Here is a 15,574-nt window from a genome sequence, read left to right on the forward strand (position 1 = left end):
TAATTTTTAGTGTTTGTTTATGCAAACATATACGCTTAAAACCGCTTTCTGGATGTTTTTAGCTTTTTTATTTCTGTTATTGCTATTACTTAGGCGATTTCATTGGGGGATTAGAGGTCTCATTAAATCAAAATTTTATAATTTTGCAGCCTTAAAACCCAGTACCATAAGTATTTCGTATGAAGTTCGAAGAATATAAGGGATTAAATTTACCAAAGGTTGCAGAAGAAGTTCTAAGCTACTGGAAAGAGAAGGATATTTTTGAAAAAAGCATCTCTTCTAGGGAAGGAAAAGAACGATATGTCTTTTTTGAAGGGCCACCATCTGCAAATGGAATGCCTGGAATACATCATGTTATGGCCCGCACCATTAAAGATATCTTTCCTCGGTATAAAACCATGAAAGGATTTCAGGTAAAGCGAAAAGCTGGTTGGGATACACATGGTTTACCGATTGAATTGGGGGTTGAAAAGGAACTCGGTATCACTAAAGAGGATATTGGCACTAAAATATCGGTAGAGGAATATAATGCTGCCTGTAAAAAAGCGGTAATGCGTTATACCGATGTTTGGAATAGCATGACGGAAAAAGTAGGTTATTGGGTAGACATGGAAGACCCTTACATCACCTACAAGTCCAAGTACATGGAATCCGTATGGTGGTTACTAAAACAGATTTATGATAAAGGCCTAATATACAAGGGATATACCATACAGCCTTATTCTCCAAAAGCGGGAACCGGGCTTAGTTCTCATGAACTTAATCAGCCAGGTACTTACCAAGATGTAACGGACACTACGGTAACAGCTCAGTTTAAGGCTGTGGAGGAGACCCTACCGGATTTTTTACAGAATGAAGGGGATATTTACTTTTTAGCATGGACCACCACACCGTGGACACTACCTTCTAATACAGCTTTGACCGTAGGAGCTAAAATAGCTTATGTTTTAGTTGAAACGTACAATCAATATACTTTTGAGCCTATAAATGTGATACTTGCCAAGAATTTGGTGAGCAAGCAGTTTGCAGGTAAGTTCTACGAAGTAGAAGAAAAACCGCAGTTGTTAGGCTATACATCAGGAGCAAAAAAAATTCCGTTTTATGTAGTTAAAGAGTTTAAGGGCAGCGATTTATTAGAAATCAGATATGAGCAATTAATAGACTACGTTCTGCCTTATGAAAATGCAGAAAACGCATTTCGCGTTATTGCTGGAGATTTTGTAACTACGGAGGATGGTACCGGTATTGTACATACGTCTCCTACCTTTGGTGCAGATGATGCTTTGGTTGCGAAACAGGCCGTCCCTGAAATTCCTCCCTTATTGGTATTGGATGAGAACGGGAACACAGTACCATTAGTGGATTTGCAAGGTAAATTTAGGCCAGAACTAAAAGAGTTTGGAGGCAAATATGTTAAGAACGAATATTACGAGGATGGTGAAGCGCCAGAGCGTTCTATAGATGTTGAAATAGCTATAAAGCTTAAGGAAGAGAACAAGGCTTTTAAGGTAGAGAAATACGTGCATAGTTATCCTAATTGTTGGAGAACTGACAAACCAATTCTATACTATCCTTTAGATTCTTGGTTTATTAAGGTAACGGATATCAAAGACCGTATGTTCGCCTTAAACCAAACCATAAATTGGAAGCCAAAAGCCACCGGAGAAGGCAGATTTGGGAACTGGTTGGCCAATGCGAACGACTGGAACTTGTCCCGTTCACGTTATTGGGGGATTCCATTGCCTATATGGCGTACAGAAGATGGTTCTGAGCAGTTAATGATAGGCTCCGTTGCAGAGTTAAAAGCGGAGATGAAAAAAGCGATAGCTGCCGGGGTTTTGGAAAAAGATATTTTTGAAGATTTTGTCGTAGGTGATATGTCCGAGGACAATTATGAGAAAATTGATTTACATAAGAATATTGTAGATCAGATTACCTTGGTTTCGGCTTCTGGAAAAACTATGAGACGTGAAAGCGATTTAATAGATGTTTGGTTCGATAGTGGTTCCATGCCCTATGCCCAATGGCATTATCCTTTTGAGAATAGTGATTTAATAGACAAGGGAGAAACCTTTCCGGCAGATTTCATTGCAGAAGGTGTAGACCAAACTCGTGGCTGGTTTTATACACTTCACACTATCGGGACCATGGTTTTTGATTCGGTAGCCTATAAAAATGTAGTTTCCAATGGCTTGGTACTTGATAAAGAGGGCAAAAAGATGTCCAAACGTTTGGGTAATGCCGTAGATCCTTTTGAGACTATGGATGAACATGGTGCGGACGCTACGCGTTGGTACATGATCAGTAACGCTAATCCATGGGATAATTTAAAATTTGATACGGAAGGTATTGTTGAGGTGAAGCGTAAGTTCTTTGGAACCTTGTACAACACCTATTCCTTCTTTGCATTGTATGCGAATATAGATGCGTTTTCATATGAGGAGGGTCATATTCCGGTTGCGGAAAGACCAGAAATAGACCGTTGGATTTTATCGGAATTGAATTCGTTGATACAACTTGTGGACGCTGCCTATGAGGATTATGAGCCTACTAAGGCCACAAGGGCCATATCCGATTTTGTTCAAGAGAATTTGAGCAATTGGTATGTACGTTTGTGTAGAAGGCGTTTTTGGAAAGGGGACTATCAAAAAGATAAAATTGCCGCTTATCAGACACTTTATACCTGTTTGTTGACAATTTCTAAGCTTTCAGCCCCTGTCGCTCCCTTTTTTATGGACCAATTATACAGGGATTTAGTGGCTACAACTAATTCTGAGAATTCTGAAAGTGTTCACTTAGCTAACTTTCCGGTAGCGGATATCAGTTTAATCGATAAGGATTTGGAAACCAAGATGAGCAAGGCTCAGACGATTTCATCATTGGTTTTATCCATACGACAGAAGGAAAAAATAAAAGTAAGACAGCCTTTGCAAAAAATAATGATACCTGTCTCAGATGAGAACGATAAAGAGGATATTCTTGCCGTTTCGGACTTAATAAAGTCAGAAGTCAATGTAAAGGAAATAGAACTTTTAGATGATGCTTCAGGGATTTTAGTGAAACGTATAAAGCCTAATTTCAAGACCTTAGGCCCTAAATATGGAAAGGATATGAAGCAAGTTGCCCAATTAGTAAGTAGCTTTACTCAGGAAGATATCCAAAAAATTGAGCAGCATGGCGAATTATCCATTCAAATAGAGAATAAAACTAGTATTTTACAGTTACAGGATGTAGAGATTAGCTCTCAGGATATTGAAGGTTGGTTGGTGGCAAATTCAGGGAAAATTACGGTTGCCTTGGATGTTACTATTACCGATAGTCTTAGGAAAGAGGGTATCGCTAGGGAATTGGTCAATAGAATTCAAAACTTAAGAAAGGAATCTGGTTTTGAAGTGACTGATAAAATAGCGGTGAAGATTTTAAAAGATGGTTTTGTAGAGCAGGCGGTTTCTAGTAATATGGAATACATAAAAACGGAAACACTAACAGCAGAACTTGACTTTGAGGAAAAATTAGAGATTGGTACTGAAATTGCCTTTGATGAGGTAAACACTAAATTGTTTATAGAAAAACACTAAAAAATGGCACAAGATTTAAAAATAAGATACTCGGATAAAGATTTAGCGGAATTCAGATCGCTAATTGAAGAAAAGATAGAGAAAGCAAAAAGTCACTTAGAGCTCCTTAAAAGTGCTTATATGAACGATAGCAATAACGGTACGGATGATACATCCCCCACGTTTAAAGCTTTTGAAGAGGGTTCTAAGACGATGAGCAAAGAGGCAAATACACAGCTTGCAATTAGGCAAGAGAAGTTTATTAGAGATTTGAAGAATGCAATGTTGCGTATAGAAAATAAGACTTACGGTATTTGTAGAGTTACCGGAAAACTTATAAATAAGGAACGTCTAAAATTGGTTCCTCATGCTACACTTAGTATTGAAGCCAAGAACATGCAAAAATAAATGAAGCGCCCGTTAAGGGCGTTTTTTAATTGAATCGGTTTGAAGGCCCTTTGCTTACTTCTGTTAGTTGTTTATTCTTTCTCAGGTTTCGCTCAAAAGCGGGTCGAGAAGAGCGTTTTAGATTCCGATATTTCCAATATACGGATAGATGCTAATTCTTGTTTTCAAGTAGTGCTAAGCACTGTTACCTCTCAAGAAATCCGTGTTGAAGCGCAAATGGATGGGGAGTATAGTCCGGATTTAGAATTGACACTTGTGGAGCAGGGCAACACTTTAGTGGTAAACGCTGGTTTTCACCCAGAGTTTAAGAAACCTAATGATAAGCTTAGTGCTCACAAAGTAGTTTCCATCTCCTTGGACATCGCTATTCCCGAATACAAGAACGTAACGCTTTATGGAACGAATACGCGGGTGGTCGCTGATGGGAATTATAAGAAATTGGGTATTACCCTTTCCGACGGTTCTTGTAAACTCAGAAATATTACGGAAGTAGTTGAGGTCAAAACCCATAGTGGTAATATTATAATTTATGAAAACGCTGCGGTGATAACGGCAGAAAGTAAGTATGGTAAGGTGAGCGATAATCCCATCCCTTCGGGTCATCATCAATATGAGTTGAATACGGTTACAGGTAATATCAAACTACATAAAACCGAATAATATTTCTATTTTTGCCCTTTGAAAAACAATCCATGAACATTAAAAAGTCGGTTTTACTAATAGTATTGATTCTTATCATAGACCAATGGAGTAAAATCTATATTAAAACGCACTTTGTTTTAGGAGAATCTGTGGATGTATTCAATTGGTTTAAGATACTATTTATAGAAAATGAAGGAGCTGCATGGGGGGCTAAACTAAGTGACATACTACCAATATCCGATAGTATTGGCAAACTGGTTTTAACCGTTTTCAGGTTATTTGCCATCTTTGGAATAGGTTATTGGCTCTATGATGTTATTAAAAAAGAATCTTCTAAAACTTTGATTGTAGCAGTTTCCTTGATTTTTGCTGGTGCTTTAGGTAATATTCTGGATTCTGTCTTTTACGGTATCATCTTTAATGATAGTTATAACGAGGTGGCCAGTTTGTTTTCTGATGAACCCTACGGTAAACTTTTTTATGGTAAGGTGGTAGATATGTTATATTTCCCGATGGTCGACACTACTTGGCCAGATTGGATGCCTTTCTTTGGGGGAAGTAATTTTAGATTTTTTGAACCTGTTTTTAATATAGCGGATACCGCGATAAGCACAGGGGTAGGCATACTACTTGTCTTTAACAAAAGAGCTTTTAAGAACGAGGACGATGAAGCCGTTTTAGGACCTTCTGAAATAAGCGAAGCTCAGGATGCTTTAAAAGAATAAGTTTTTTCCGGAGTAATACAATAATCTAGAGGAACATCATCACTGTTAACATCATCGATAATGGTTTCTGCTCCAAAAACAGAAAGACCTATTTTGAGCACATCGGTCTTGCATTCCTTTAAAAATTGATCATAGAATCCTTTGCCGTAACCTAATCGGTTGCCCATTTTGTCAAAAGCTAGTAAGGGTAAGAAGACGACATCGAGTTTTTCAGGGTCTATCAAGATACCATTGACCGGTTCTGGGACGCCCCAGTTATTTGTTTTAAATAAGGTGCTGTCCGTTAGTAAATAATGTTCTAAGGTAGATTTACTAGCAATTTTAGGAACAATGATATTTTTGTCCTTGCCTTGTAAGATGGATATAATGTTGACCGTATCGATTTCCATTTTCTCTTGTATGGGGAGAAATATATGGTAGTAGTCAAATGACCAAATAGGAAGTTGTAGTGCGTTATTGGAAATGCTTAAGCTTTGTGAGGCTAATTGCGCAGGGGTAAGCGATTTTCTGAGCTCAGCATATTTTATGCGTAAATCTTTCTTCAACATGGTTGAAAAATGATTGTGTTCATGCCTAAATCATTTATTCTTTTCCTGCGACTGCAAAAAATACTTTGAAGAACAACATTAAAATTAAATATGTGCCTAAAGTGATGATATAACTTTCCATATAACCGGGGTTTTGTTCTTTGTTAAATGTAGGTAAAATAATTGTCAATTTTCCTTGAAGTGTACGTTTTTATCGATTAAAAGCGGTTTTTTTTGAAAAAATTAACTTTAAGAATAATGTAGAGATTTTTTATTTATTATAACTATTTGATTTTTAAATACTTATATAAAAGGTAATTTTATTCAAAGAGAAAAATAAATTTCACTACAACAGGCAGAAAAGATAAAAACCTTATTAAAACACAGGTAATGCTTTAATTCAAGAAATAAAATCACGTTAAAAGTTAGAAAATTGGTTCCCAATTTATCAAAACAGAGTAATTTCAACTGTAATTTTATATTAGTAAGTTTCCATCAGTTTTTTATGTCTAAAATTCCCATTGATGTTCAATTAACTTCACTTCCTACAAATCCGGGAGTTTATCAGTTCTATGATTTGGAGGGAACTATCTTATATGTAGGCAAGGCTAAGAACCTAAAAAAGAGGGTATCGTCTTATTTTACCAAAAATCATGAGTATGGTAAGACCAGAGTGCTCGTCAAGAAAATAGAGGCGATAAAACATATTGTTGTTCCTACGGAATCGGACGCTTTATTACTGGAAAATAATCTTATAAAAAAGTATAGGCCAAGGTATAACGTGTTATTAAAGGATGATAAGTCCTACCCCTGGATTTGTTTGAAAAATGAAAGATTTCCAAGGCTGTTTCCAACACGAAAGTTGATAAAGGACGGTTCGGAGTATTTTGGTCCTTATACCAGCATGAAGACGGTACGCACACTATTAGACCTTATAAAGAGTGTTTATCCGTTACGTACCTGCAAGTATGATCTTTCTCGTGAAAAAATAAAGGCTGGTAAGTACAAAGTCTGTCTGGAATACCATTTAGGGAATTGTAAAGGGCCTTGCGAGGACTTACAAACAGAGGAGGAGTACAATCGTCAAATTGCTGATATTAGAGAGATAGTTAAGGGAAATTTCAAATCTTCCTTGCAGTATTTCAAAGGACAGATGAAAAATTTGGCTGCGGATATGCGCTTTGAGGAGGCCCAACAGATAAAGGAAAAGATAGATATATTAGAAAATTACCAAGTGAAATCTACTATTGTTAATCCTAAGATTAGTAATGTGGATGTATTTTCCATTATTTCCGATAATGCGTTTGCCTATGTGAATTTCCTTCAACTTTCCCATGGATCCATTGTGCGTTCGCATACCATGGAAATAAAGAAAAAATTAGACGAGAAGGACGAAGAACTGTTACAATTGGCCATTGTGGAAATTCGACAACGCTTTAATTCTAAGTCAAAGGAGCTGTACCTGCCTTTTAAGGTAACACTAGATGCAGCCTTGAAAATAACACTACCCAAATTAGGTGATAAGAAAAGAATCTTGGAGCTTTCCGAGCGCAACGCAAAGTTTTTTAGACAGGAGCGATTTAATCAAATAAAGATTATAGATCCGGACCGGCATACCAATAGAATTATGGCCCAAATGCAGAAAGACTTAAGGTTGTCTGCAGAACCCAGGCATATAGAATGTTTTGATAATAGTAATATACAGGGAAGTAATCCGGTCGCCGCCTGTGTGGTATTTAGAAATGGAAAACCGTCTAAAAAAGAGTACAGACATTACAATATTAAAACGGTAATTGGTCCAGATGATTTTGCCTCTATGGAAGAGGTAGTGTATAGAAGGTATAAAAGATTGCTAGAAGAAGAAGTTCCTTTGCCGCAGCTCATCGTAATCGATGGTGGAAAAGGGCAGTTATCTTCGGCCTTAAAAAGTTTGGATATTTTAGAATTGAGAGGAAAAATTGCAATAATAGGAATAGCTAAGAGGTTGGAAGAAATATACTTTCCTGAAGACCCCATTCCGCTTTATTTGGATAAGAAATCTGAAAGCCTGAAAATAATTCAACAATTACGTAACGAGGCACATAGATTCGGGATTACTTTTCATAGAAATAAAAGAAGTAAAGCAGCAATAAATTCCGAACTTGAAGGTATTAAAGGAATAGGAGAAAAAACCGCAAAAGAATTGCTCAAGCATTTTAAGTCGGTTAAAAGGATAAAAGAAGCTTCATTGCCAAGCATAACTGAAGTTATAGGAGCAGCCAAAGCCAAAATTGTGTATGAAACTTTTCAGTAAGGATATATCAGGGAGCGTTTTGGGCATAAGGGTGATTTATCTTATAGCCATGTTTTGCTTTAGTCTTGGCATTAGCGCTCAGGTAGCGAGTGATTCAAAGGAGGTAAAAGTGGGCTTGGTACTCAGTGGCGGAGGCGCAAAAGGACTGGCCCATATTGGTGCCTTAAAGGTAATTGAAGAGGCTGGCGTTCAAATAGATTATATAGGAGGGACAAGTATGGGGGCTATTATCGGGGCTTTGTATGCCTCAGGTTATTCAGCATCAGAACTAGATTCTTTATTTAGAAATACGGATTTCTATGGTCTAATACAGGATAATTTGCCTAGAAATGCCAAAACGTTTTATGAGAAGGAAGATTCTGAACGCTATGCGCTGACATTGCCTTTTGATAATTTTAAGGTTGCTGTACCTCCTGCTTATTCCGGAGGTCAAAATATTTATAATGAATTGATACGTCTTTTGTACCATGTTAAGGATATAAACGATTTTTCACAACTACCTATTCCATTCGTATGCGTTGCAACGGATATTGAAACGGGGAAAGAAGTAATATTAAATTCAGGTTATTTGCCAGAAGTAATTATGGCCAGTGGAACATTGCCTTCTCTTTTTGAGCCCTCTACCATAGATGATAAGGTCTTGATAGATGGGGGTGTTGTCAACAATTATCCAATAGAAAAAGTAAAGGAAATGGGCGCTGATGTCATCATTGGTGTTGATGTTCAACACGGTTTGTCCAATAGGGAAGAGCTGCTTTCTGCAACGGAAATTCTGTTGCAAATCAACAATTATAGAACTGTTGAGGATATGGTTGAAAAAACAGAAAAAACAGATATCTATATAAAACCGCAAATTGAAAATTACTCGGTTATAGAGTTTAACAAGGCTGATGAAATAATTAAGAGCGGAGAATCGGCTGCCGTTCAAAAGTTGAGTGAGTTACAGGAGATTGCATCAAAGTCCAGAAAAGTAAAAGAACCGTTCGAGGCTATAGGATTAAAAGATTCCATAATGATAAATCGATTAATTATCACAGGGGATGATAATTATACACGGGGATACGTCAAGGGTAAGCTGAGGTTTAAACTAGGGGAGAAGGTCACTTTCGAGAAATTACAGCAGGGCATAAGTAATCTTTCGGCCACTGGTAATTTTAGTACTAGCAGATATAAATTAGTTTCAAACGGTTTGGGGGAAGATTTAATCTTAAGACTAGAGGAATCACCGAACAAAACTTTTTTCAGAATAGGAGCACATTATGATGATCTGTACAAGAGTGCTGCCATCTTAAATTACACGAAGAAAGATTTGGCCTTTAAGAACGATGTCGTATCATTAGATTTGATTTTAGGGGATAACGTAAGATATAATTTTGAATATTATATAGATAAAGGAAGTTACTGGAGTTTTGGGATAAATTCTAGGTTCAATGATTTTGAAGAGGAGATTGATTTTAATATTATCAGGAATAATTTTGATGTTCCTATCGGTACCAATGTTAATACTATAAATCTAGATGTCACGGATTTCACGAACCAGATGTATGTACAAACTGTTTTAAGGGAGGAATTTGCATTTGAATTAGGTGTTGAGCACAAATTTTTGAAATACAGTACAAGAACCTTGGCTGATTTTTCTAACACAACTGCCGAGAATGCCCTTACATTAGGTTCTTCCTCAGAAAGAGCTTTTTTTGAAAAAAGTAATTTTTTCAGTACCTATGGAAAGTTAAGATTTGACACCTATGATGATAAGTATTTCCCTACTAAAGGATTGTTTTTTGATGGGGATTTTCATTATTACCTTTTGTCATCGGATTTTAATGAAAACTTTAAGGATTTCTCGGTGTCAAAGGCAAGGATGGGAACAGCCTTTCCATTGGCGAAAAATCTTTCCCTTAATGTAGAAACGGAAGGAGGTTTTAAGTTGGGAACATCAGGTGTTACTTCGTTCGATTTTGTTCTCGGTGGCTTTGGCACTAATTTAATTAACAACTTTATTCCTTTTTATGGGTACGACTTTTTGAGTTTGCCCGGGAACAGTTACGTAAAGGCATATGCCAGGTTAGATTATGAATTTGCAAAGAAAAACCACTTTTTATTTGCAGCGAATTTTGCTAATGTGGAGGATGATATATTTAGAACAGGAGAATGGTTTACTACCCCGGATTTTTCGGGTTATGGTATTGGTTATGGTTGGGAATCTTTCTTAGGCCCTGTGCAAGTCATTTATTCTTGGTCTCCAGAAGGAGATAATTATAATGTATTCTTTAGTCTTGGATATTGGTTCTAGGGTTAAGAGCCGCAGATGCCCTAAAAAACATCTTAACAAATTCCCAATAAAGTCTACCAAGTGTGAATTACTGTTAAGGTAAGCGTTAAAGTACGTTAAAAGCTACTTGGCTACCATTTTGTTGTCTTAATTTTACATCAGTAAGGGGTGGTTCCCTTACAACTTTAAGTATTGGTTTTTCATAATTTAAAGTTTGGTTGGTTATTTAGGAAAAGCCCAGTTTTAAAACTGGGCTTTTTTTATACAATACTTTGGAATAAAATTTGTTTAAGATACTGTTAAGTATAGTATAGGTACTACTTCAATTTGTAATTTTAACCTGTAAACCCCTTGTTATGAAGAGAACTTTTCTAATAATTTGTTTGGTAGCTTTTTCTGGCCTGTACGCTCAGAACACGCAATCTGCTTTTGAATCTGGGGAGTGGCTTAAATTTAGAATGCATTACGGATTCTTAAATGCGAGCTATGCAACCTTGCAGGTAAAGAACGCTAAAATAGACTCTATACCCGTTTATCATGTGGTAGGGCATGGAGAGACCACTGGTGTTGCCAGTTGGTTTTTTAAGGTAGATGACACCTATGAAAGCTATTTTGATAAACATGATGGGAAGCCGTACAGGTTTATCAGAAAAATTAATGAAGGGGGCTATACCAAGGATGTAGAGATAAATTTTGACCACGAAAAGGACAAAGCTGTTCTAAATGATAAGAAGAACAAGAAAAAGTTTAATTTTGCTTTACAGGATAGCATTCAAGATTTAATTTCCGCTTTCTATTTTCTTAGGAATAATTATACACCTAAGGATTTAACAAAAGGGGAAACCATAGATTTAAAAATGCTTTACGACGATGATGGTGTTTTCAATTTTAAGCTGAAATACTTAGGCAAAGAAATAGTACGCACCAAATACGGTAAAGTAGAATGTCTTAAGTTTAGACCGTTAGTGCAATCCGGCAGGGTCTTTAAGGAACAAGAAAGCTTATCGCTTTGGGTTTCTAATGATGATAATCGGATTCCAATTAGAATAAAGGCAGATTTGGCCGTTGGAGCTATAAAAGCTGATTTAGATGGGTATAATGGTTTAAAACATCAATTTAAGATAGTAATGGATTAGCATAATAATGGAGGAAAAGGAGAAGATTCAATCTCAAATCTCAAAACTTGAAGAGAAATATAAAGATTCAGGCCAAGATATCAGCTCCTATTTAGACGGCTTATTATACCAACGCTATCTTACCTATTGGGACTATATCCACTTAGACACCTTATTAAGTCTCCAAGTTCCTAGAACACATTTTCCCGATGAGGAAATTTTCATCATGTATCATCAGATTACGGAGTTGTATTTTAAGCTCATTTTACACGAGCAAAAGCAATTGGTGGATGATAAGTCTCAAAAGTTAGATTTTTTCCTTGAAAAAGTAAGGCGAATAAATAGTTATTATACGGCACTTATTTCCTCATTTGGTATTATGATAAAAGGAATGGAGCGCGAACAATTTCTACAGTATAGAATGGCCTTACTCCCAGCAAGTGGTTTCCAGTCCGCTCAATATAGGATGATAGAATTGTATGCAACGCCTCTTGAAAATTTGGTTCACTATACCAAAAGAGCTGATTTTTCGTCTAAGAATTCTATTGAGGAGCTTTATGAGAATATTTATTGGAAAAAAGGGGCTACGGATATTGCAACAGGTGAAAAAACCTTGACCCTAAAGCAGTTTGAATATAGATATACACCTAGACTTATCCGGATATCCAAACAAGTAAAAGATAATACCATTTGCCATAAATACTTGTCCCTTTCAAAAGAGCAAAGGCAAAACAAACAATTGATAGAAGCGCTAAAAAGTTTAGATGTAAATGCAAACGTTAATTGGCCTTTGATGCACATGGGTTCTGCACATCGCTATTTGGGGAAGGAAGCGGGAAACTTAGATGCTACAGGCGGTACTAACTGGAAAAACTATCTTCCCCCTAGTTTTCAGAAAATCGTTTTTTTTCCAAAGATTTATACCCAACAAGAGTTAAATGAATGGGGTAAACAATGGGTAGACCATAATTTTAATCCAGATAAAATAAGAAAATAAGAATGCAAAAATATTGGGGCGTAATATTGGCATTGGTAGTAGTGTTCTCATGTAAGGAAGATAAAGAGGCGACAATTGATTATGAATCAATGAAAATCAGCCCTATAGAAGATCCTATCGTTACTCATTTTGGTTTTAATTTGGAAGACTTTGCAGTTCAGCAAGATACTGTTAAGTATGGGGATAGTTTTGGAGAGTTAATGTTAAAAAATAAGGTAGATTATCCCAAGATCACAAAGATATCCGAGGAATACAGAGATACTTTTGACGTACGTAAAATTAGGGTGGGAAAACCTTACTTAATCCTAAAATCCAAGGATACACTAGAAAAAGCCCAGGTTTTTATTTATGAGAATGACCCTATTAATTATACCGTAATAGATTTAAGGGACAGTGTGCTGGCCTATAGAAATAAGAAAAAGGTTAAATATGTAGAACGTGAAGCTTCTGGGGTTATAGAGACTTCTTTGTCCGAGGCCATATTGGATCAGGGTATAGATTATAACGTAACCAATAATTTATCAGAAATATATGCTTGGACTATTGATTTCTTTAGATTACAAAAAGGAGATAAGTTTAAGGTTATTTACAAAGAGAAATATATAAACGATTCCATTTATGCTGGGGCAGAGCCCATAGAGTCCGCTTATTTTGAACATAATGGAAGGCCCATTTATGCCTTTGCCTATGAGAATGATTCCTTAAAGAATATCGTAGATTATTTCGATGAAGAAGCAAATAATCTAAGGAGAACATTTTTAAGAGCGCCGGTTAAATTTAGTAGAATATCATCTAGATATAATTTGAAACGCCGCATACGGTATTACGGTTACAAACTGCGTCCACACAAGGGTACCGATTATGCGGCACCTATAGGAACTCCTATTATGGCTACTGCAGATGGTACCGTAACCGAATCTACGCGTAGGGGCGGAAACGGAAAGTATGTAAAAATTAGACATAATGGAACGTACAGTACGCAGTACCTACACATGAAGGCTCAAAACGTAAAAAAGGGAGAATTTGTACGCCAAGGAGATGTCATAGGATGGATTGGAATGACTGGAAATACCGGCGGCCCCCACGTTTGCTATCGTTTTTGGAAAAACGGAAGACAGGTAGATCCCTTAAGAGAAAAATTACCCTTGGCCGAGCCATTGGCAGAACCTTTAAGGCCAGATTACTTTGCTTATATAGCGCCGATTAAGGAACAGTTAGACTGTATCGTCTATCCTGAGCCTAAGGCAAATGAAGAAGATTTACTAACCATTAATGATGAAAATGTCACTAAATAGCATAGATCCTACAACGACCAACAGCTGGAACAAGTTAAAAGAACACCATTCAGCCTCAAAAAACACACATTTGAAAGCGCTTTTCTCCTTAGAGGAGGATAGAGCGGATAATCTAAGTATTAAATGGAATGATTTCTTTTTAGACTTTTCCAAGAATAGAATTACTCAAGAAACCTTACAGTTACTTTTAGAATTGGCTAAAGAAATGGATTTGGAAGGGGCTATACAAAAGTACTTTTCAGGAGATGCTATTAATGAGACAGAGGGTCGTGCAGTGTTGCATACGGCATTAAGAGCTAAAAAAGGAGAGGAGGTCTTAGTTGATGGAAAAAATGTGGTAGAAGAAGTTTATGCGGTTAAAGAGCAAATGAAAGCTTTTAGTGACGCAATTATCAATGGCGATAAAAAAGGATATACAGGAAAGGCCTTTACAGATGTGGTTAATATAGGGATCGGTGGTTCGGACTTAGGGCCAGCAATGGTCGTAGACGCCTTAAAATTTTATAAAAATCATTTAGACTTACATTTTGTAAGTAATGTTGATGGTGATCACGCACAAGAAGTATTAAAGAAACTAAATCCGGAGACCACATTGTTCGTTGTTGTTTCCAAAACATTTACTACACAAGAAACACTAAGTAACGCCACAACTATTAAAAAGTGGTTTTTAGAGTATGGTACACAAGAAGATATTGCCAAGCATTTTGCAGCCGTTTCTACCAACACAGAGAAAATAGCAGAATTTGGTATTTCTAGTGAACATGTTTTCCCTATGTGGGATTGGGTAGGCGGCAGATTTTCTTTGTGGAGCGCCGTAGGGCTTTCTATATCATTGGCGGTAGGTTTTGAGTCATTTGATGAAATGCTGCAGGGTGCCAATGAAATGGATGTTCATTTTAAAGAAACTGAGTTTTCCGAGAATATTCCAATGGTAATGGCTTTAATAAGTGTTTGGTATAACAATTTTTATAATGCCGAAACAGAAGCTATAATACCCTATACGCAATACTTAAGTAGATTTTCGGCCTATTTGCAACAGGGCATAATGGAGAGTAACGGTAAAAGTGTGGACAGGAACGGCGAAACGGTTGCCTACCAAACAGGAACCATTATCTGGGGTGAGCCGGGAACCAATTCGCAACACGCATTTTTTCAATTAATACACCAAGGCACAAAATTAATTCCAACTGATTTTATTGGTTTCAAGCATTCACTTCATGGGAACACAGACCATCATAATAAATTAATGGCCAACTTCTTTGCGCAGACCGAGGCGCTTATGAACGGAAAGACTAAGGAAGAAGTGATAGCAGAGCTTAAGGGGAAGAACATGTCGGAAGCAGAAATAGAAAAATTAGCGCCCTTTAAGGTATTTGCCGGTAATAATCCCACAAATACGTTGTTAATAGATAAGCTTACTCCAAAAAGTCTTGGTAGCTTAATCGCCCTTTATGAACATAAGATTTTTGTACAAGGCGTGCTGTGGAATATATTTAGCTATGACCAGTGGGGTGTAGAGTTAGGGAAACAATTGGCAGGAACTATACTTAAAGATATAGAGCGTTCGGAAATATCAAATCATGATAGCTCTACATTGCGACTTCTGCAATATTTTAAGAGTTAAACCGCCTGTTTATTAATTTTTTAATAACACTTCATAACTTATTCATTTACAGTGCTTGTTATAACATTTTTAACTTAAATTTAAGGAGGCTGATTTAACGTTCCCTTAACGTTAGAAGT

11 protein-coding genes are annotated in these 15,574 nt (G+C 36.7%); 10 read left to right on the plus strand and 1 reads right to left on the minus strand.

The features are described from left to right. Positions 1 to 179: 179 nt before the first annotated feature. Genes ileS through SJY09_RS14880 form a run of 4 tightly spaced genes read left to right on the plus strand, consistent with a single transcriptional unit; the run spans position 180 to position 5,332 of the window. Positions 180 to 3,578 (plus strand): isoleucine--tRNA ligase, encoded by a 3,399-nt coding sequence (gene ileS / locus SJY09_RS14865; RefSeq protein ID WP_396636486.1) that lies wholly within the window; start codon positions 180 to 182, stop codon positions 3,576 to 3,578. 3 nt (positions 3,579 to 3,581) lie between these two features. Then, positions 3,582 to 3,965, plus strand: a complete 384-nt coding sequence (locus tag SJY09_RS14870; RefSeq protein ID WP_396636487.1) for a TraR/DksA family transcriptional regulator — start codon at positions 3,582 to 3,584, stop codon at positions 3,963 to 3,965. Between the two features lie 39 nt (positions 3,966 to 4,004). Beyond that, entirely contained in the window at positions 4,005 to 4,625 is a 621-nt protein-coding gene (locus tag SJY09_RS14875) for a hypothetical protein (protein WP_396636488.1), read from the plus strand. 32 nt (positions 4,626 to 4,657) lie between these two features. Then, positions 4,658 to 5,332 carry a lipoprotein signal peptidase gene (locus tag SJY09_RS14880; RefSeq protein WP_396636489.1) on the plus strand — a complete coding sequence of 225 codons (675 nt, stop codon included), beginning with the start codon at positions 4,658 to 4,660 and terminating at the stop codon, positions 5,330 to 5,332. Here the strand turns inward: SJY09_RS14880 and SJY09_RS14885 are convergent. Continuing rightward, entirely contained in the window at positions 5,311 to 5,880 is a 570-nt protein-coding gene (locus SJY09_RS14885; RefSeq protein ID WP_396636490.1) for a 5-formyltetrahydrofolate cyclo-ligase, read from the minus strand. The two genes, SJY09_RS14880 and SJY09_RS14885, sit on opposite strands and share 22 nt — an antisense overlap. 484 nt (positions 5,881 to 6,364) lie before the next feature. Here SJY09_RS14885 and uvrC point away from each other — a divergent pair, with 484 nt between their 5' ends. The 6 genes from uvrC (at position 6,365) to pgi (ending at position 15,455) form a co-directional block, all read left to right on the plus strand. Continuing rightward, positions 6,365 to 8,152 (plus strand): excinuclease ABC subunit UvrC, encoded by a 1,788-nt coding sequence (gene uvrC / locus SJY09_RS14890; RefSeq protein WP_396636491.1) that lies wholly within the window; start codon positions 6,365 to 6,367, stop codon positions 8,150 to 8,152. After that, positions 8,136 to 10,445, plus strand: coding sequence for a patatin-like phospholipase family protein (locus SJY09_RS14895; protein ID WP_396636492.1), 2,310 nt, complete (start codon positions 8,136 to 8,138; stop codon positions 10,443 to 10,445). The genes uvrC and SJY09_RS14895 overlap by 17 nt, the downstream gene beginning before the upstream one ends. A gap of 335 nt (positions 10,446 to 10,780) precedes the next feature. Then, positions 10,781 to 11,560 carry a DUF3108 domain-containing protein gene (locus SJY09_RS14900; protein ID WP_396636493.1) on the plus strand — a complete coding sequence of 260 codons (780 nt, stop codon included), beginning with the start codon at positions 10,781 to 10,783 and terminating at the stop codon, positions 11,558 to 11,560. Positions 11,561 to 11,567: 7 nt separating this feature from the next. Next, positions 11,568 to 12,536: a tryptophan 2,3-dioxygenase family protein gene (locus tag SJY09_RS14905; RefSeq protein ID WP_396636494.1), complete on the plus strand. Its 969-nt coding sequence runs from the start codon at positions 11,568 to 11,570 to the stop codon at positions 12,534 to 12,536. Between the two features lie 2 nt (positions 12,537 to 12,538). Continuing rightward, positions 12,539 to 13,831: a peptidoglycan DD-metalloendopeptidase family protein gene (locus SJY09_RS14910; protein WP_396636495.1), complete on the plus strand. Its 1,293-nt coding sequence runs from the start codon at positions 12,539 to 12,541 to the stop codon at positions 13,829 to 13,831. Then, the gene (gene pgi / locus SJY09_RS14915; protein WP_396638642.1) at positions 13,818 to 15,455 is read left to right on the plus strand and encodes a glucose-6-phosphate isomerase; all 1,638 of its coding nucleotides are present in this window, start codon (positions 13,818 to 13,820) and stop codon (positions 15,453 to 15,455) included. Before SJY09_RS14910 ends, pgi begins: the two co-directional genes overlap by 14 nt. Positions 15,456 to 15,574 lie beyond the last annotated feature (119 nt).

It is taken from the genome of Maribacter sp. R77961 (assembly GCF_044594925.1).
In the GTDB taxonomy this organism is placed as follows: domain Bacteria; phylum Bacteroidota; class Bacteroidia; order Flavobacteriales; family Flavobacteriaceae; genus Maribacter.

Excerpts from the sequence above, each read along its gene's own strand:
- ileS (WP_396636486.1), top strand. The coding sequence starts at position 180 with ATGAAGTTCGAAGAATATAAGGGATTAAATTTACCAAAGGTTGCAGAA.
- SJY09_RS14870 (WP_396636487.1), top strand. The coding sequence starts at position 3,582 with ATGGCACAAGATTTAAAAATAAGATACTCGGATAAAGATTTAGCGGAA.
- SJY09_RS14880 (WP_396636489.1), top strand. The coding sequence starts at position 4,658 with ATGAACATTAAAAAGTCGGTTTTACTAATAGTATTGATTCTTATCATA.
- SJY09_RS14885 (WP_396636490.1), bottom strand. The coding sequence starts at position 5,880 with ATGTTGAAGAAAGATTTACGCATAAAATATGCTGAGCTCAGAAAATCG.
- uvrC (WP_396636491.1), top strand. The coding sequence starts at position 6,365 with ATGTCTAAAATTCCCATTGATGTTCAATTAACTTCACTTCCTACAAAT.
- SJY09_RS14895 (WP_396636492.1), top strand. The coding sequence starts at position 8,136 with ATGAAACTTTTCAGTAAGGATATATCAGGGAGCGTTTTGGGCATAAGG.
- SJY09_RS14900 (WP_396636493.1), top strand. The coding sequence starts at position 10,781 with ATGAAGAGAACTTTTCTAATAATTTGTTTGGTAGCTTTTTCTGGCCTG.
- SJY09_RS14905 (WP_396636494.1), top strand. The coding sequence starts at position 11,568 with ATGGAGGAAAAGGAGAAGATTCAATCTCAAATCTCAAAACTTGAAGAG.
- SJY09_RS14910 (WP_396636495.1), top strand. The coding sequence starts at position 12,539 with ATGCAAAAATATTGGGGCGTAATATTGGCATTGGTAGTAGTGTTCTCA.
- pgi (WP_396638642.1), top strand. The coding sequence starts at position 13,818 with ATGTCACTAAATAGCATAGATCCTACAACGACCAACAGCTGGAACAAG.